General features: G+C 70.5%; 18 protein-coding genes and 3 pseudogenes. 10 read left to right on the plus strand and 11 right to left on the minus strand.

The genetic code is table 11. From position 1 onward, the window contains the following. Positions 1-131: 131 nt before the first annotated feature. Both BBH68_RS31490 and BBH68_RS31495 read right to left on the minus strand, forming a co-directional pair. Positions 132-848 (minus strand): cation efflux transmembrane domain-containing protein, encoded by a 717-nt coding sequence (locus tag BBH68_RS31490; RefSeq protein WP_065967134.1) that lies wholly within the window; start codon positions 846-848, stop codon positions 132-134. A gap of 2 nt (positions 849-850) precedes the next feature. Next, the gene (locus BBH68_RS31495; RefSeq protein WP_065967157.1) at positions 851-1,186 is read right to left on the minus strand and encodes an ArsR/SmtB family transcription factor; all 336 of its coding nucleotides are present in this window, start codon (positions 1,184-1,186) and stop codon (positions 851-853) included. A gap of 183 nt (positions 1,187-1,369) precedes the next feature. Here BBH68_RS31495 and BBH68_RS31500 point away from each other — a divergent pair, with 183 nt between their 5' ends. The 4 genes and pseudogenes from BBH68_RS31500 to BBH68_RS44620 form a co-directional block, all read left to right on the plus strand. Continuing rightward, positions 1,370-1,798 carry a hypothetical protein gene (locus BBH68_RS31500; protein ID WP_065967135.1) on the plus strand — a complete coding sequence of 143 codons (429 nt, stop codon included), beginning with the start codon at positions 1,370-1,372 and terminating at the stop codon, positions 1,796-1,798. A 105-nt stretch (positions 1,799-1,903) separates the two neighbouring features. Further along, positions 1,904-2,842, plus strand: coding sequence for a hypothetical protein (locus tag BBH68_RS31505; protein WP_065967136.1), 939 nt, complete (start codon positions 1,904-1,906; stop codon positions 2,840-2,842). 60 nt (positions 2,843-2,902) lie between these two features. Continuing rightward, positions 2,903-3,175: pseudogene (locus BBH68_RS31510) on the plus strand (permease); the annotation flags it as partial. Between the two features lie 34 nt (positions 3,176-3,209). Continuing rightward, positions 3,210-3,344 (plus strand): annotated as a pseudogene (locus BBH68_RS44620) (SHOCT domain-containing protein); the annotation flags it as partial. Between the two features lie 30 nt (positions 3,345-3,374). On the opposite strand, the gene BBH68_RS31515 reads toward BBH68_RS44620, so the two are convergent. From BBH68_RS31515 to BBH68_RS31545, 6 genes are all read right to left on the minus strand, one after another. Further along, entirely contained in the window at positions 3,375-3,587 is a 213-nt protein-coding gene (locus tag BBH68_RS31515; RefSeq protein WP_065967138.1) for a hypothetical protein, read from the minus strand. A 537-nt stretch (positions 3,588-4,124) separates the two neighbouring features. Beyond that, entirely contained in the window at positions 4,125-5,393 is a 1,269-nt protein-coding gene (locus BBH68_RS31525) for a cytochrome P450 (RefSeq protein WP_065967140.1), read from the minus strand. Positions 5,394-5,455: 62 nt separating this feature from the next. Then, a complete protein-coding gene (locus BBH68_RS31530; RefSeq protein ID WP_065967141.1) occupies positions 5,456-6,859 on the minus strand; it encodes an NAD(P)/FAD-dependent oxidoreductase in 1,404 nt (467 codons plus the stop codon). Further along, on the minus strand, positions 6,856-7,074 hold the full coding sequence (locus BBH68_RS31535) for a ferredoxin (RefSeq protein ID WP_065967142.1): 219 nt from the start codon (positions 7,072-7,074) through the stop codon (positions 6,856-6,858). The genes BBH68_RS31530 and BBH68_RS31535 overlap by 4 nt, the downstream gene beginning before the upstream one ends. A 372-nt stretch (positions 7,075-7,446) precedes the next feature. Then, positions 7,447-8,196 (minus strand): SDR family oxidoreductase, encoded by a 750-nt coding sequence (locus BBH68_RS31540; RefSeq protein ID WP_065967143.1) that lies wholly within the window; start codon positions 8,194-8,196, stop codon positions 7,447-7,449. A 14-nt stretch (positions 8,197-8,210) separates the two neighbouring features. Beyond that, complete coding sequence (locus BBH68_RS31545) at positions 8,211-8,960, minus strand: SDR family NAD(P)-dependent oxidoreductase (protein WP_065967144.1); 750 nt, start codon at positions 8,958-8,960, stop codon at positions 8,211-8,213. 118 nt (positions 8,961-9,078) lie between these two features. Between BBH68_RS31545 and BBH68_RS31550 the strand changes: the two genes are divergently transcribed. Continuing rightward, positions 9,079-9,678 (plus strand): TetR/AcrR family transcriptional regulator, encoded by a 600-nt coding sequence (locus tag BBH68_RS31550; protein ID WP_065967145.1) that lies wholly within the window; start codon positions 9,079-9,081, stop codon positions 9,676-9,678. A 486-nt stretch (positions 9,679-10,164) separates the two neighbouring features. Here the strand turns inward: BBH68_RS31550 and BBH68_RS31560 are convergent, their stop codons facing one another. Further along, positions 10,165-10,920 (minus strand): helix-turn-helix transcriptional regulator, encoded by a 756-nt coding sequence (locus tag BBH68_RS31560; protein ID WP_065967147.1) that lies wholly within the window; start codon positions 10,918-10,920, stop codon positions 10,165-10,167. A 266-nt stretch (positions 10,921-11,186) separates the two neighbouring features. On the opposite strand from BBH68_RS31560, the gene folE reads away from it, so the two are divergent. The 3 genes and pseudogenes from folE to BBH68_RS42300 all read left to right on the plus strand — a co-directional run bounded on the left by folE (position 11,187) and on the right by BBH68_RS42300 (position 13,000). Continuing rightward, positions 11,187-11,843, plus strand: coding sequence for a GTP cyclohydrolase I FolE (gene folE / locus BBH68_RS31565; protein WP_079151321.1), 657 nt, complete (start codon positions 11,187-11,189; stop codon positions 11,841-11,843). Positions 11,844-11,896: 53 nt separating this feature from the next. Continuing rightward, positions 11,897-12,192 (plus strand): annotated as a pseudogene (locus tag BBH68_RS43600) (hydantoinase/oxoprolinase family protein); the annotation flags it as partial. 643 nt (positions 12,193-12,835) lie between these two features. After that, entirely contained in the window at positions 12,836-13,000 is a 165-nt protein-coding gene (locus tag BBH68_RS42300) for a hypothetical protein (RefSeq protein WP_170066615.1), read from the plus strand. Here BBH68_RS42300 and BBH68_RS31570 read toward each other — a convergent pair. Continuing rightward, complete coding sequence (locus BBH68_RS31570; protein WP_079151322.1) at positions 12,997-13,659, minus strand: CGNR zinc finger domain-containing protein; 663 nt, start codon at positions 13,657-13,659, stop codon at positions 12,997-12,999. The genes BBH68_RS42300 and BBH68_RS31570 overlap by 4 nt on opposite strands. 107 nt (positions 13,660-13,766) lie before the next feature. On the opposite strand from BBH68_RS31570, the gene BBH68_RS31575 reads away from it, so the two are divergent. Both BBH68_RS31575 and BBH68_RS31580 read left to right on the plus strand, forming a co-directional pair. Continuing rightward, positions 13,767-14,681, plus strand: coding sequence for an arginase family protein (locus BBH68_RS31575; protein ID WP_065967148.1), 915 nt, complete (start codon positions 13,767-13,769; stop codon positions 14,679-14,681). After that, positions 14,678-15,205 (plus strand): hypothetical protein, encoded by a 528-nt coding sequence (locus tag BBH68_RS31580; RefSeq protein ID WP_065967149.1) that lies wholly within the window; start codon positions 14,678-14,680, stop codon positions 15,203-15,205. The genes BBH68_RS31575 and BBH68_RS31580 overlap by 4 nt, the downstream gene beginning before the upstream one ends. Positions 15,206-15,349: 144 nt before the next feature. Here BBH68_RS31580 and BBH68_RS31585 read toward each other — a convergent pair whose 3' ends face one another. Next, positions 15,350-16,771 (minus strand): non-reducing end alpha-L-arabinofuranosidase family hydrolase, encoded by a 1,422-nt coding sequence (locus BBH68_RS31585; RefSeq protein WP_174589117.1) that lies wholly within the window; start codon positions 16,769-16,771, stop codon positions 15,350-15,352. Positions 16,772-17,166: the final 395 nt, after the last annotated feature.

Here is a 17,166-nt window from a genome sequence, read left to right on the forward strand (position 1 = left end):
CCCTGAGGAACCCGTGCAGGTAGCTGGGCCCGGTGCTTGCGGAGCAGCGGGGCAGCCGCTCCGCGCGCATGATCTTGAACGCGCAGTGGGTCCTGGGTGGCGCCGGGGCCCACTTTGTGCGTTGCGTGGGGTCAGGCGCAGCAGTCGCAGCCGGGGCGGCAGGCACAGGAGTCCGTCTCGGCGACGGCGGGCGCCGCCGTGGTCGTGGGTCCGCAGCAGCCTTTGCCCTGCCAGGCGTCGCGGCCCTCCTTCACCGCGACGGCGGAGATGACGAGGGCGGCGATCGGGTCGGCCCAGGACCAGCCGAGCGTGGCGTTGAGGAGCAGGCCCAGCAGCAGCACGGCGGACAGGTAGGTGCACAGCAGGGTCTGCTTGGAGTCGGCGACCGCGCTGGCGGAGCCGAGTTCGCGGCCGGCCGCGCGCTGAGCGGCGGACAGGAACGGCATTACGACCAGGGATACGGCGGCGAGCACGATGCCGGGGATCGACCGCTCGGCCTCGCCGGTGCCGGCCAGGGCGCGGACGGCGTCGACGGCGACGTAGGCGGCGAGCGCGAAGAAGGAGACGGCGATGATCCGCAGGGTGGTCTTCTCCCGTGCCTCGCGCACCGCGTGATCGCGGGCGGAGAACTGCCAGGCGACCGCGGCGGCGGAGGAGACCTCGATGACGGAATCCAGGCCGAATCCGATGAGGGCGGTGGAGGAGGCGATCGTGCCGGCGGTGATGGCGATGATCGCCTCGATGACGTTATAGGTGATGGTCGCGGCGACGAGCAGACGTATCCGGCGGGTGAGCGCGTCACGGCGGGCAGGGCGGGGGCCCGCGGACAGCGATATCTCGGCGGTCACGGTCAGCAGCAGCCCTTCTCGCCGGCGTCCGGGCAGGTGCGGTCGGTCTCGACCGCGACCACAGCGGTACGCAGGTCGTCCAGCGCGTGGCCCAGACGTTCGTCGGCCAGCTCGTAGCGGGTGCGGCGACCGTCGGGCACGGTGACGACCAGGCCGCAGTCGCGCAGACACGCCAGGTGGTTCGACAGCCGGGTCCGCGAGATGCCGAGGGTGTCGGCGAGGTCGGCCGGGTAGGCGGGGGCGTCGCGCAGGGCGAGCAGGATGCGGCACCGGATCGGGTCGGCGAGCGCACGGCCGAAGCGGGCCAGTACCTCGATGTCGGGGGCAACAGTCAGCACGCACACGACAGTACACGGCGTCCTGAATTCACGGAAACGTGGATCGTCCCTCGCGAGAGGCGGTGAGCGATACACCCGGCGTCTCTGGCGAACGCATCCGAGGCAGTCGATACCCCGCCCCGGTATGGTGAGGTGGACGATCACAGGCGACGCGCCGAACGGCGAGGGCGAGAGGGACGCGACATGGGTGGCGGGCATGCGGGCAGGCGGGGCATCGCCCGGCTGCCTGCGGTGTGCGCGGTGCTGTTCGGCCTGTTCCTCATGCACGGCTCCCCGGCGAGTGCCGCCGAGGGCTGCCACAGCTCCATGCCTGCATCCGCACCGATGGCGGCCGGCCACGGCGCCTCCTCGATGACCACGGCTCACGCGGCCGCCTCGCGTCACCCGGGCCCCGCCCTCCAGGCCACCGGGATGCGTGGGGCGCTGTGTGCGGCGATCCCGGTCCCCGAGCGGATCCCTCTGCCGGTGCCCGGCCTCCTCGCCGTGGCCGCCGTCACGGTGCCGGCCGCATGGACGCCCGCCGGGCCGCGGGCACCGGGCGGGAGCGGGCTGCGCGGCCCGCCGGCCGGCGGACGAGATCACCTGCTTCAGGCATGCATCGCGCGGACGTGACAGGAACGCGCCGAGACCCGGCCACCGGCCGGGACCGGCCCTGTGCCCTGTCCCTCTCCGCGCGCCACCGGTGTGGTGCGCCCACCCGGAAAGATCCCCACTTCGATGATCCCCTCTTCCCGTCTCATCGCGCGCCGCCGCGCGATCGCCGCGTCCGGCGCCACGGCCGGCGCCACGGCCGCTCTCGCGCTGGCCCTGGCCGCCTGTGGTTCCTCCAGCGGCTCCTCGTCCATGCCGGGCATGGACCACGGCAGCACGTCCTCCGCGGCGTCCTCGTCCAGCGCGTCGCCCTCGATGGGTGACATGCCCGGGAAGGACCACATGGCTTCCGGCAACGGCCTGTCCGACAGCCAGGACGGCTACCGCCTCACCTCGAAGGACACCACGCTGCCGTCCGGCAAACCGGCCGCGTACCGGTTCGCGGTGACCGGCCCGGACGGCAAGCCGGTCACCGAGTTCGCTGTCGACCAGACCAAGCGGATGCACTTCTACGCGATCCGCTCCGACCTGACCGGATTCCAGCACATCCACCCGACCATGGCCGCCGACGGCACCTGGAGTGCGGATCTGTCCGCCCTCGCCCCGGGCTCCTGGCGTGTGTTCGCCTCCTTCACCCCGAACACGGGCACGGGCAGGGGCGAGGACTTCGTGCTCTCCCGCGCCGTCACGGTGCCCGGCAACGCGGCGAAGACCCCGCTGCCCGCACCGGCCACCAGCACGGAGGCCGACGGGTACACCCTCACCGTCAAGGGCGAGCCCATGGCAGGCATGGCGCACCCGCTGACCGTCTCCATCACCAGAGAAGGAAAGCCTGTCACCGACCTCGAGCCCTACTTGGACACCTATGCCCACCTGACCGCCTTCCACGAAGGCGACGCCGCGTTCGCGCACCTCCACCCGACCACCAAGGTGACCGGCGACAACGGCGGCCCGGACCTGTCCTTCCACGCCGAGCTGCCCACCTCCGGCAACTGGCGGCTCTTCCTGCAGTTCCAGACGGGCGGCAAGCTCCACACCGCCGCCCTGACCCTGCGCGTCGGCTGAACCCCGGCGGGGCGCCGCCCCTGGCGGCGTCCCGCAGCCCGGCCCGCCGGACGCGCACCCCTGCACGCGCTGTCGATCGCCGGGGCCATGACCTGGGAGATCACCTGGGCCCTGATTCTGGGCTTCGCCCTGTCCGCGCTCGTCCAGGCCGTGGTCCGCAAGTCCACTGTCGTCTCGCTCCTGGGCGATGACCGACCCCGTACCCTCGCCGTCGCCGCCGGCCTGGGCGCGGCGTCCTCGTCCTGCTCGTATGCGGCCGTCGCGCTGGCCCGCTCGCTGTTCCGCAAGGGTGCGAACTTCACCGCGGCGATGGCATTCGAGATCGCCTCCACACTGCAGTGGCGCCCCTCACGCCCGCCAGTCCGGACGGCCTCCCTCGTCCGGTGAGCCGGGATGGGGAAGCAGACGGGCCGAGGACCTGCTGGCCGAGCGGTTCGCCCGCGGGGAAATCGACGAAGACGAGTACAAACGACGGCTCGCGCTGCTGCGGGAGCACCGGTGAACCCGGACCGCCGGCGCAGCACACGGTTGATCATCGCCGGGTCGCGGCCGCCACCGCCTCGACGACGTCGGCCGTCCCGGCGCACCGGGCGATCACCGAGGGTCGGCGCTCGATCAGCCCGTTCCATACGGCCCGCGCCTCGTCGTAGCCGGGGTGACTGCGATCGATCACCTCACCGCGCAGTGAGGACCGGAGCCGTTCGACCAGGGCTCGTTCCTGTGCCTCTGTCTGCTGGCTCGGCATGGGCCTCACCTCTCCCAGGCACGCGATGCGAGCCGCCCCTTCCACGCTATGCCGGAACGGACGCCCCCGCATGCGCGGCGAAGTCCGCACGAAGCCAGCCGTCCGGGAAGGCCTGGCCAGTCGATAGGTCGGTCGGCGGAGTCGTCCCGGGAGGCAGGTCCCGGCGGAGGGGGCCGCACGGCCCTTGGGACGCGAGCGGAGAACGGCAAGGGTGGGGCTGTGATGCCGCTGTCAGCTCATACGCGGCCATGTCCGAGCCCCCGTCCGGTGGCCGCTCCCCCACGCCCGTCCAGCTCCGCGCCGACGTGTTCCGCCGTGGTGGAGGGCAGGGCCTCAGGGACTGGACGGCGATGGTGACGGCCGGCGTTGGTGACGGCCACCGTGCCGACGCGCGCCACTCAGTGATCCACCGTGGGGCTGACGACGGCGCGCCCTTGGATCTTGCCGTCGCGCAGGTGAGGGAGCCCCGGTAGGGCGGGCGGTTGCCGTCAACCGAAGAGTTGAGAAGCCCGCACAGCGGTCCTTCGTTACGCCGGGTCAGTCGCGGATTCCGTCGATATCGACCAGGACGTGCCGCGGCCCGCGGAAGATCTGGTTGTGCCGGTACGGCGGCGGGTCCTCGACGAGCCGGGGGTTCCGCACCCGGCGGACGAACTCACCGACCGCGCTCTGGACCTCGAGCCGCGCCAGCGGAGCGCCGAAGCAGAAGTGGATGCCCTGGCTGAATCCGAGGTGCTGATTATCGCGGCGCTCGAGGTCGAGTTCGTCGGGGTCGGTGAATCGCTCCGGATCGCGGTTCGCCGACCCGTACACCAGGAAGATCGGCGCCCCTTTCGGAATGGTGGTGCCCGCGATGTCGATGTCTTCCAGGGCGGAGCGGGTGTGCCAGAACTGCACCGACGACTCGTAGCGCAGCAGCTCCTCCACCCCGGGCACGATCAGCTCCGGCCGGCGGCGCAACTTCTCGAGCGCCTCGGGGTGCCGCAGCAGGGTGAGCACGCTGTGGGCGATGAGATTGACCGTGGTCTCATGCCCCGCGAAGATCAGGAGCAGGGCATTGCTCGCGAGCACGCCCTTGGACATCCGTCCCTCCGGGCCGTCCTCGTTCACCATCGCTGAGAGCATGCCCGGGCCGGGCTGCTGGGCGTACCGGTCGAGCAGCCCGGCAGCGAACCGGCCGAACTGCTGCACGGCCTGACGGCCCCCGGTCAGCCGGCTTTGGATCTCTTCGGATGCGGCCTCCGGACCGAAGTCCAAAGCGTCCAGGGCGGTCTCGATCCAATGGTGGAAGCGTGGCTCGTCCTCCAGCGGTACGCCCAGAACCTCGCAGATCACCGTCACCGGCAGGGGATAGGCGAAGTCGTCGACGGCATCGATCCGGTTCCTGCCCCTCATACCGTCCAGCAGGCCGTCCACAAGGCGGCGGATCTCGGGCTCCAGGTCGGAGATCAGGTGAGGCGAAGGGGGCGGGCCGGCGAAGTGCGGCATCATCATCCGGCGGTCTCGGTCGTGCTCGGGTGGATCGCAGGTGATGATGTTCGGCTCGGTCAGCGCCTCCCTGATCGGTTCGGCCACCGGCTGCGCCGAGCCCTCCGCCTGGGTTGCGACCGGGACGGGACACTTGCGCGGGTCCGAACTGACCCGGGGGTCATGCAGCAGCGTGACAATCTCCCGGTAGGTGCTGACGACATACGTTCCATCCGGCTGCCGTGCCACCGGCGTCTTGCGCAGTTCTTCGTAGAAGGGGTACGGATTGGCGCGGTTGGCGTAGCGCAGGGCCTGCTGCCAAGGGGTTTCCTCGACCACGAGGTTCCCCTCCTTCTTCCTGTCGGTGCGGTCCGCTCACCTGCCCGAAGCCGGCGGGCGCGTCAGTGAGGTCGAGGCCGGAACTCGGCCGTCCGCCCACTCGGAGAGTGGCCGGTCAGGACGACGTCCGGAATCGCCGTCGGGACCCTTGGGTCGGGGAACTCGGCCGGCATCGGCTTCATGACGGGCGGTAGGTCCCAGCCCGGCGGCGGAGGCGGGAACGGACCAGATCGCTCGATCATTTTCGCGTAGTACTCCAGCCACTTGCCGTGATCGAAGGTGACGGCGGCGACAATGCGACCTCGGTGACCGTAGGCGGCGGCGAAACGGCGCTCCGCAACGGGCCCCTGCGTGAAGACGATCTCGTCACCGAACGACGGCACGCCGACGGACTTGATGTTCACGCCGAACTGGCCGGACCAGAAGCCGGGCAGGAGCAGATGCGGGCGATAGTGGGGCTCGAGGTTCACCATGTTGTGGGCCGCGACCTCGGCGCCGAAAACGGCGTTGTCCCAGTGCTCCATCGCGAGAAACTGGTACTCGTACAGCACATGCGGTGCACGCGACACATCCCCTGCCACGTAGATGCTGTCGGTGACCACGCCGTTGATGTCGAAGGCACGGCCACCGGCGTCGCACCCGACACCCCAGAAACCGGCCGCGAGCCCGGAGCCCTCCAGCCATTCCACGTTGCGGATCGACCCCAGCGAGGCCACCACCACATCGGCGTCGACGGTGGATCCGTCCGACAGACGCGCACGCCGCACGTGTCCGCCGGAATCGCCCTCCAGCGACGACACCCCCAGTCCGCAGCGCAGGTCCACGCCGTGATCACGCTGCATCTGCGCGGCGATCTCCCCGATCACCCCACCAAGCGCGCCGACCAGCGGCGCCGAACCCCGCTCGACGACGGTCACCGGGATGTCGAGCTCCCGGCAGACAGAGGCCACTTCCGAGCCGATGAAACCGGCGCCGATGACCAGCACCCGGGACGGCGGCTCGCCCAACGCCTTCTGCAACTGCGCGGCATCATCACGCGAGCGGATCGTATGAACCCCGTCCAAGGCGGCCTCGGCCGGGTTCGGCCACTGCCGTGCGCGCTTGCCCGTGGCGATCAGCAACCGGTCGTACGGCACCTGCTCACCGTCGGCCAGGCGCACCTGCTTGGTGGCCCGGTCCAGCCCGGTGGCGGCCACCCCGAGCCGCCAGTCCGCATCCACTTCCCGCATGCGGGGCAGCTTGGTGTGGTCGGCCGGCACCCAGCCTTTGAGTACCTGCTTGGACAGCGGAGGACGGTCGTAGGGCTCATACGGCTCGTCCCCGATGATGGTCAGAGAACCGGTGAAGCCCCCCTCGCGCAGGGCTTCCGCGGCCCGCAGCCCGGCCAGCGAGGCACCCACGATGACGATCCGGCCGTTGGCCCTGAACTCACGCACCAACCCCGCCACCGTTGCCGGCAACGTCATGACGTCTCGTCCCGCTCCGCGCCGTCCAAGCGGTCGATCACGATCGCCTGCACCGGACACGCCGCAGCGGCTCGCTCGACCTGCAGGCGCCGTTCGTCATCAGGGTTCGGCTCATATGTGAGGGCCTCCTGACCACTCAACCTGAACACCTCGTGAGCCAGATACACGCATTGTGCGTAGCCCTGGCATCGATTCAGGTCCACGGCGATCCGCATGGGCAGACTCCTTCCGCTCTGCCTCCCGCCCCACGGCGGCCATCGACGCGGTCACGCAGCCATGTGGCGGTGGTCAGGCAGGCCCTCTTGCTCGCTGCATCGCCCTTGACGGTGAACCTATGGGCTGTGAGCATCACCGTTCACACGGCGCGGTGCACATCAATGGCGTCGGTATCGAGCCTGCTCCGGCCATTCCCCCGCAAGAATTTTCCTCCCGCCTTCCGGTGATCGCAAACCCCCTGGGCACCCCTGGGCGGCGTCTTGTCGATGGCCACTTCGGCCTGGGTGCGGTCTGGCCGCGGCCAGGAGCCGGTCGGCGGCCAGGAGCCGGTCGAAGGTGCCGTCGGCTGCCCAGCGGGCCAAGAGCCCTCCCTAGTACGCGAGCTGCCCGATGCCCCCATCGACGCGCAGCACCGTCCCTGCGGTGTAGGCGGACTCGTCCGAGGCGAGGTAGACCGCCGCCTTCGCCAGCTCGGTGGCGGTTCCCAGGCGGTGGAGAGGCACGGTCTGCCGGAGTTCCTCGTAGAGGGCGGCCTGGCGCTCGGGGCCGAGGGGCGCGAACACGTCGGTGATCGTCGGGCCCGGGCTCAGTCCGTTGACGCGGATGCCCCGGTCCTTCAGCTCATAGGTCAGCCCGCGCGTGTAGGAGAGCAGACCCGCCTTGGCCGCGCCGTAGACCGTCGCGTTCTCGTGTCCGATGTACGCGGAGACCGAGCCGACGAGGATGACCGAGGACTGCTGCGAGAAGAGCGGTAGCAGGTCCCTGATCAGGAAGAACGGCGACTTGAGATTGGTCGCGAGGAGCGTGTCGAACGCCTCCTCGGTCCATGCCTCGATCGGGAGGTGGGTGACGTCGGCGGCGTTGCTCATCAGGATGTCGAGCTTCGGCCATTCCTCCCGGAGCCGCGCGGCGAGCGCCGCCTGGCCGGGTACGTCGCCGGCGTCACTGGCGATGGTCAGCAGCGGGCCGTCCAACTGCCGCGCTGCCTCGTCCAGCTTTTCCCGCGAGCGGCCGGTGATGGCGACAGTCGCTCCCTCGGCGAGGAATTCGCGGGCCGTTGCCAGGCCGATGCCGCTCGTTCCCCCTGTGATCAGTGCGTGCTTTCCCGCAAGGCGATCCATTGTTCCGTCTCTCTTCAGATTGCGGTGCGGCCACCGTCGGCGGCCACGATGGCCCCGGTCATGTAACTGGCCCGGTCGCCGGCGAGGAAGGCGATCACGTGGGCCACCTCGACCGGGTCGGAGGTGCGCTTGAGCGCGGTGTCGAGGCCCATGCCACCCATGTCCGGCCCCATTGCCGCGACCACCTTCGACGTGCGCATGGGGCCAGGAGCGACGGCGTTGACCCTGATGTTCCACTCGGCGAACTCCGCCGCCCAGGTACGGGTCAGCGATTCGAGCGCCGCCTTGGTGGCGCCGTAGACGGCCATGCCCGGCATGCCGAGGCCGGCCGCGGTGGAGCTGACGTTGACGACGCTGCCGCCGCCGTTGGCGGCCATCTTCTCCGCGAGCAGGGCGGTGAGCAGGAACGGGCCACGCACATTGACCGCGAAGGCGGCGTCGTAGCTCGCCAGGTCCTGCGCGGTGGTCGGGGAGAACGTCATCACGCTCGCGTTGTTGATCAGGATGTCGACGGCTCCGGCGCCCTCGACCAGCTCTCGCACGCCCCCCGGGTCGGACACATCGGCAGCGACGAAACGCACCGTCCCGGCGGACTCGCCACCGGCTGCGCGGAGGTCTTCCACGACCTGGGCGCCCCGTTGCGGATCGGTGCCGGTCAGGATCAGGTCGGCTCCGCCCGCGGCCAGCACCTTGGCCGTCGTGTGCCCGAGTCCCCCGAACCTGCCCGATCCGGTGACGAGTGCCGTCTTGCCTGCGAACTCCATTGCTCCGCCCTCCATGCCGGCCGGTGAGCGGCCGACTTCTGTGCGTCCGTTCAAGAAGTGCCGCAACGGAAGCTACGACTTCTTGAACGCCTAGTCAAGAAGTCGTAGTATCGAGCCCGTGGCACGAACCGGACGCCCCCGCGAGTTCGACAGGGAACAGACGCTGGAGCGCGCACTCGAACTGTTCTGGTCCCGGGGATACGGGGCGACGTCGATCCAGGACCTGGTCGACGCACTGGCCGTCGAGCGCGGCAGCCTCTACGGCGCGTTCGGCGACAAGCGCCGCTTCTACCTCGAAGCCGTCAGGCTCTATTGGCAGGTGTACGAACGGCACCTCGTGAGCGCGCTCGACACCAGCCCGCTCCTGCCCGGCCTGCGCGAGATCCTGACCCATCCCGTGCGGCTGGACGAACTGATCTCCGACCGGGGCGTGCCGCAGGGCTGCCTGGTCGGCAACACGACCGCCGAACTCGTCCCCCAGGACAGCGAAGCCACGGAGGTCGTCGCCCGCTCGTACCGCCGGTTCACCGACATCGTCGCCGGCGCACTCCGTCGCGCACAGGCCGCCGGAGAAGTCACGGACACCTGCTCTCCAGAGGCCCAGGCGCAACTCCTGCTCTATATCGTCCAGGGCCTCTCCCTCGTATCGAGGGCGGGGCTCGACAAGACGGCGGCCCTGGCGGCGATCGACGCGGCAGTGGACGGGTTGCGGGCGTGAGCGGACCGCTCGGAGGCCGTGCGGGTCCCGGTGTACGGCCGCGTCCTGCCCGGCAGGGACGAGCTCGCCGAGACCGACGACGAGGTCAAGCTCCCGGCGGACACCACGATGCGGTGGACGACGGCCGGCAGGCCTGACGGCAGCACCGCACAGGGCCCGCCGTCCTCTTGGACGGCGGGCCCTTCGGAGTCGCGCCAGTGGCGGCGGACGAACAGGTCGTCACGAATTGTCCCGTCTCGTCCGAGCCGGGAGCGGTGGGTCCCGGGCCAGTGAGGTGGCCAGGTGGTTCGGGAATGTCGGCGGACGTCATCCTCAGGACCCCCACCACTGGCAGTTACTGCGGCTCGAGTTGGGGGCGGACACTCCGCGCCGGACCAGGACGCGAACGAGCGCCACGAGGTGCTGCGCCTGTCCGCCCCGGCCTGGGCGACCTGCCGGAGGGGCGGGAGTGGTGGCACGCCGGACGCCCGTGATCGCCGCCGCCCGCTACCTGATCTCCTCGCCCGCGCCCCGGCCGGCGGCGGGGACGCTCGGGCCCAGCCGCACACAGCACTCCCCGGGTTCGGGGGCCAGGACCGCCTGGACCCCGCTCACCTCGAGGCCGTTGAGGTAGCCGCTGAGGAACGCGTGGTTCATGCCGCACACCAGGTCGGGGGCCTTCGCGGCCAGGGGGTGGAAGGGGCAGTTGCGCAACCGGAGCCGGGTCGGGGTCTCCCGGACGGGTTCGTAGCCGCACTCGTCCAGCAGGTGCTCGCAGACGGTCAGTCCGCGCTCGGGGCCCAGGCGGCCCGGACGGGCTTCGTCCCGCGCGGCCTCGCCCATCCGTCGGCCCCGCTGTTCGGCGGTCCGCATGGCTGCCTGAGCGGCGCTTTCGTCGGCCCCCTCGGTCAGCACGGCGTCCAGGAGGAGGTCCGCGAGGAGTTCGTGGCGCCGGTCGGGGATGCTCACGGTGATCTGGGCGTCGGTGGGCTCGTACACCTTCGGCCTCCTGCCGACCTTCCGGATCCCCCCGGGCGTCTCGTAGCGGGCGCGCAGCAGGCCGGCGTCGACGAGCTTGTCGAGGTGGAAGGCGGCCAGCTTGCGGGAGATGCCGACGCTCGCGGCGGCCTCGTCGCGGGTCACGGCGCGGCGGGTGCGCCGGATGAAGGTGAACATGCGCCGCCGCGAGTCCTCGCTCAGGACGCTGACGGAGTCGATGGCGGTGCCGGCCGCACCGGCCGGCGGAGTCGAGTCAGTAGCCACCGGACCACGGTAAATCCCGCGGGGGCGGGCGCAAAGGCTCTCTTGCCCTCCCGAACAGGGTGTCTTGACGCCCTCCCGCAATAAGACCAAGATTTGTTGGCGAAACTCGTGGGAGGTTGCGATGGCCGATGAGCCACAGACGAAAGCGACGGGGGCGGGGGCGGGCCCGGCCCGCTCATCCCGTCCGCGCTCAGCGTGGGGCCCGGGGCGTCCAGGGCCGCACGCCCTGGTCCTGTTCCCCACGCCGGGGATCGGTGGCCGCTGACATGACCGAGCGTCCGCACCGCACCGCCACCCGCATCGATCCGCACGACGAGGAAACAACGGTGCCCGCGCGGCCCGCCCTGCGGGTCGTCCACCAGCCCGCCGACATCGATCTGGAAGCCGCGGAAGAAGCGGCCGGCCGGTTCCTCACCGCGCTCGGCATCTCCACCGACTCGGAGAGTCTGCGCGGCACACCGGGCCGGATGGCCCGCGCGTACGCCGAACTGTTCAGCCCGCGCGCCTTCGACCTGACCACCTTCCCCAACGACGAGGGCTACGACGAACTCGTCCTTGCCCGCCGCATACCTGTCCGGAGCGTCTGCGAACACCATCTGCTGCCGTTCGTCGGCACCGCCCACGTCGGCTACCTGCCCGGCGCCCGGATCCTGGGCCTGTCCAAGCTGGCGCGCGTCGTCGAGCACTTCGCCTGCCGACCCCAGGTACAGGAACGCCTGACCAAGCAGGTCGCCGACTGGCTACAGACCCATCTGGAGCCCAAGGGCGTCGGTGTGGTCATCGAGGCCGAGCACTCCTGCATGACCCTGCGCGGCGTCCAGGCCACCGGCTCCAGCACCATGACCTCCACCCTGCTCGGCCTGCTGCGTTCGGACGCCCGCTCCCGCAGCGAATTCCTCGCCCTGACCGGCGCAACCTCCTGACCGGCGTAACCTCCTGAGGCGCGCGCCCCACGGGGAACGAGCTCCGTCCCGGCCAGGTCGAGCGCATCACCCCCGGCGCCACCCGGGAACAGATCCTCGCCGTGCGTGGCGAGGCCGAGCGCGCGGTCGTCGCGCAGGGCGCCGCGGTCGACGGCGTCGCGTCGGCTGCGCGCACCGCGGCGACCCGTGCGGGTCGTGGACGCGGACGGGGTGGTGCGGCTCGGGGTGTCCGACGCGTGGGTGAGGACGACGACCGTGGGCGCGGCCGGCGAGGCGCTCGCCTCGCTGGTGCGGGACGCCACCTCCGTACAGCGACGGCGGGGTGCCGGCGCCCGCGGTGCGACTGCTGGCGGAGACGCCCACCCGCGAGGGGCGCGATCCCCTGGTCCTGCGCCGATGGGCCCAGGCAGCCGAGGAGTTCGGGCGCCGCATGAACCCCGACCCGGCGCAGGTCCGCGCCATCGAGTGGGACGGCGGGCTCGCCACCGGGCTGCCGGCCCGGCAGCGGTCGCGGCCGCTGGTGGTCGAGGTGTACGTCGACAGGGTCGACGCGCCGAACGGCTCGTCGTCCAGCGCGGCTGGCGGCGCTGGTCCCCGGCGGGGTCGGTACTGGCCGCGACCCTCGCCCACGAGCGGGCGCACGCCTGGCTCCACCACGCGCCCGCCCGGGCCGAGTTCAAGCGGTCGCTCGGCCGCACCGCGCTGCGGCTCGGAGGGCGCCGCCTGTACGCGCACGTGGCGGGCGTCGACGAACTCACCGCGCACGCCTACGCCCGTGCCGCCTGCGGACCGGATCGGGGACCGCAGGGCGTACGGGTGGGACGGGGTCTCGCTCAGGCAGCGGTCGAACCGACCAGACGACCGGCGAATGGCTGCGGATCGACGGGGCGCGGCGGTGGAGCCGACGGCTGAGCTCCACGCCCACGGGCCGCGCCTCGGGCTTGCCCAGGCCGGGGCGCGGCCCGTTGACGAGTGGGTCACCAGCCTGTCCGGTGGGTACGCCGAGCCTGGCCGACGCCGACGCCGACGCCGACGCGGTGACCCTCGGCCGCTCCGGCGTGGTCGCCCGCTACGCCCTCGACCTGTCGCCCGGCACACTCGCCGTCACCGCCGTCCGGGGCATTCCCCACGCACAGGATGCTTCGATCTACCGTTAGCCGGGCGGCCGCTGGTGGCCCTGCGGGCTCGCGGTCTGCCGTTTCCGCTGGTAGTGGGTTCGGCCTTTGGCCGCGTTCCCACAGGTGGCCATGTCGCACCAGCGGCGGCGGCCGCCTCTGGAGCTGTCGATGAACACCCAGCCGCATCGCAGACCAGGACAGACGCGGGTGCGGTCCAGCGGCAGCGACCGCAGCAGGTCGAACGCCTGCAGGGCGAGTTCGTGACGGAGGTACTCGAGTCCCGATGTCTCGACGCCGACCTGGGGCTGCGGCGTGGTCCCGCGGACGATGAGACGCGCACTGGCGACCGCCTGCTTCCAGTGATTCTCAACCTGACCGACCGCGCCTTCAGCAACTGCGGCGTCTTGGTCTAGCAGGGCCGTGATCAGGTTATGCAGCGCCTCGCGCAGCTCGCGGATGTGCTCCAGGGCCGACGCGGCCCCGCCGGGGTCGGTCTCGGCCAGCCGTCGCAAGACGGCGAGGGCGGCGGGGGCGAACTGACCCGTGAGGGCGGCCCACTCCAGCAGGCGCGGGTAGCCGTCGAGCCAGTCGATCGGCTCCGCGTCACGAGCGGTGACCGTGTTCACCAGGTCGATGACGATGTGCCCGCCGACCAGGTCACGTGGCCTGAAGGCGTGAGCCTGGATGGTTCCCGTCACGCATGACCGCCTTTCATGGGCTTGCCTCACTCCGTCCAACCAGTGTACTGATTTTATCCGGTTGGATTTTAGTCGGTTGGAATGCCTCACGGTTGAAAGGCGACGCCATGACTGCTGCCGTCGAGCTCATCGCGGCCCCCTGGAATCTCGGCCTGCGACCACCGGCGCCGGGGCGCGAGCCCGGAACCTGGCGCGCCCCCCAAGCGCTGCTGTCGGCAGGGCTGGAGGCACGGCTGCGGCCGGCCCGGACGGTGGAGCTCGACCGTCCGCCGTACGACTTCGACCCGCAGCCCGCGACCCGCATCCGCAACGGGGTGACCATCCGCGAGCAGACACTGCGGCTCGGCGAGGCGGTCCGGGCCGCACTCGCCGCCTCCCGGTTCCCGGTCGTACTGGGCGGCGACTGCAGCATCCTGCTGGGGTGCCTGCTGGGGGCCCGAAGCCAGGGACGCTGCGGCCTGGTTCACCTCGACGGGCACAGCGACTTCCGGCACCCCGGAAACTACGACCCCGGTTCGACCCTCGGCTCGGTGGCCGGCATGGATCTCGCCCTGGCCACCGGCCGCGGTGAACTGCTGCTCACTCACTGGCCGGAGGTGGGCCGGCCGCTGGTCGCCGACGAGGACGTGATCCAGATCGGTGACCGGGAGCACGAGGAGATACCGCCGGTCACCCGATTCACCGCTCAGGAGATCCAGCAGATCGGCATCGCCCGCCTGGGCGAGCGGGTCATCAGCCGCCTGGAGCAGCGTGGACTGGACCGCGTCTGGCTCCACCTCGACCTCGATGTGCTCGACGAACGCGTCCTGCCCGCGGTGGACTCCCCGGGCCGTCCCGGCCTGGACTTCTCCCAGCTGTCCGAACTCGTCTCGACCCTGGCCGGCACCGGCCGGGTGGCGGGACTCGACGTCGCCGTCTACGACCCGGAGCTCGACCCGGACGGCGCGTACGCCGCTCCCATCGTCGACTGCCTCGCCTCCGCCCTGGCCCCGCTTGCGACCATGGAGGCGACACGCGCATGAAGACACTGCTCGCCAACGGCCCCAGCAACCTGTACGCGACCGAGATGGAGCAGTTCGGACGCCTGGCCGGACACTGGGCAACCCGGATCACCTACTACCCCACCGACGGCTCACCGGCCCGCCACGTCAGCGGCGAATGGGAATTCGGCTACGCCCTGGAAGGCAGAGCGGTCCTGGACGTCTGGCGATGGCCCGGGCGCGAGGAACTCCTCGCCTCAGGTCGCGCTCCGGACCAGGAGTGCGGCCTGTGTGTGCGAATCTGGGATCCGCGCCTGCAACTGTGGCGCTTCACCTTTCACGGCACCGCCCACGGCGACCTGGTGCACATGTACGCCCGCCAGATCGATGATGAGATCGTCATGGAACGCGCCGCAGGCGGCGACCTCGTCCGCTGGACCTTCACCGACATCACCGCAGCCGCCTTCCACTGGCGAAACGAACGATCGACCGATGGCGGGCACACCTGGCGGCTCGACCAAGAGGCCGACGCCCGCCGCCGGGAAGCCACTCAGGAACCGGGATGAAAGACGCCCTCCGACCAGACGAGGATCTCTCACGACTCGCGGGCGAAAGGGCAGGCACGGGCGACAGCCCCCGGCCCTCCCGCGCCGCCTGACAACCGCGTCGGGCGGACCGCACCACGTCGCGATCACCGTGGACCGCGCTGGTCAGCGCTGCAGGGTAAGCACGCCCGGCCGCCAGGGCAGCTCGTTGTAGGGCATGCCCGGGGTGACGGAGGCGGGCGACAGGCCCTGGTAGAGGAACTGCAGGTTGCAGGGGTCGATTGTCTTGGTCTGGTCGGGGTTGTTGCGGACCAGGTCGCCGTGGCTGATGTCGTTGGTCCAGGCGGCACCGCTGTTGGCCTTGCCCGCGAAGGGGTTGGACTCGGTGGCGGCCTGCGGGGTCCACGGCCCGTTCAGGCTGGAGGCGGTGAACGAGCGGAAGTAGCGCCCGCTCGTGCCGATCGCCTCGACGATCATGAGGTACTGGTTCTGGCCCTGGACCTTGTAGACCTCCGGCGCCTCGAACAGGTTGTTCCTCGTGTCGGTCATGACCGTCTTGTACGACGAGCCGAAGCTGCCCGGGAAGTCCCCGATCGGCATGCTCGCCTGGTAGATGTTGCCGTTGTCGCCGGCGAAGAACATGTACATGTTCTTGTCGTCAGCGATCAGGGTCTGGTCGAGCGGGCCGCCTCCCGGGATGCCACCGGTGAACAGCGGCTGCGGCGCGGACCAGCTGTTGGGGTTGGTGGGGTCGCTGGAGGTGCGGTAGATGAAGGGCGAGGCACCCCACTGGGAGGCCAGCACCCAGGTGTTCTTGGGTGAGAAGTAGATCAGCGTGGGTGCCACCGCGGACTGGCTCATCCCGGTCTGGCCTGCCGACGCCATGTCCGACCAGTTCGTGAAGGGGCTGAACGCCATCGAGCCGTACGACGTCCCTCCCGACACGTTCGAGCCGTAGACCAGGTGCTTGCCGTTGTACACCACGTTGGTGAAGTCCTTCAGCGAGTTCCACCCGTTCGCGGGCTGGGCCAGCGCACCGGTCGACGTCCACCGGTAGGTCGACGGAAGCGAACACGCGCTGCCCCCTCCGGACAGGCCGGTCCACTTCTGGTTGCTGCCGCCGGTGCAGTTCCAGAGCTGCACCGCCGTGCCGTTGGCCGTGGCGCCGCCCGACACGTCCAGGCACAGTCCGGACTCCACGGCGACGACCGTGCCGTCGGAGTTCATCCGCCACTGCTGGTTCGTACCGCCGTTGCAGGCCCAGATCACCGGCCGGGCGCCGGCCGTATTGGCGTGGCCCGGGACATCGAGGCACTTGTTGCCGTACACCGTGAGCTGGTTGCTGTCCGTAAGCGTCCACTGCTGGTTGGTCCCGCCGTGGCAGTCCCAGATCTGCAGGTTCGTGCCTTCGGCCTGGCCGGCGTTCGGCACATCGAGACACCGGCCGGAACCGAGGCCGCGTAAGGCGCCGCTGGTGGCCGCCTGAGCCGGACCGGCGACGAGCGTGGCCGCCAGCGAGGCCAGGGCCGCAACCGCGGCGGCGAGCATCACAGACAGACGTCTGCGGCTGAACCTTCTTCTGCGCATGGGGGCCTCGTCATCCTTGAGGAAGCGGTTCTGGAAGGAACCGTTGGGGACTTCAGGGACTGGCGATGCAAGTACAGTTCTGCGCGTTCGCTATTCCGAACGAGGATCGAAGTATCGAGCAAAGTGGATGATGAGAGAACCTGCGAACGGCGTCAATACTTCTCGCATAATTCGCAAGCCGAAACATTCGCAGGCCTCAACCAGTTGGCTTCAGGTTCCGCGGAGGCGCTCGAGGCCCCGTGGAACAATCCCTTGAGTCACGGGCTCAGGGGGATGACGTCACATGGAACGGGTTGGGGCCACGCGAGACCTCGTGCTCGGTTACGTCCGCGCTCTGTACGCGATCAATGAGGCCATGAGGGTGGCGATCCCCTCACTTGAGCGGCTGGCGGACA

The organism is Streptomyces sparsogenes (genome assembly GCF_001704635.1).
Lineage (GTDB): Bacteria > Actinomycetota > Actinomycetes > Streptomycetales > Streptomycetaceae > Streptomyces > Streptomyces sparsogenes.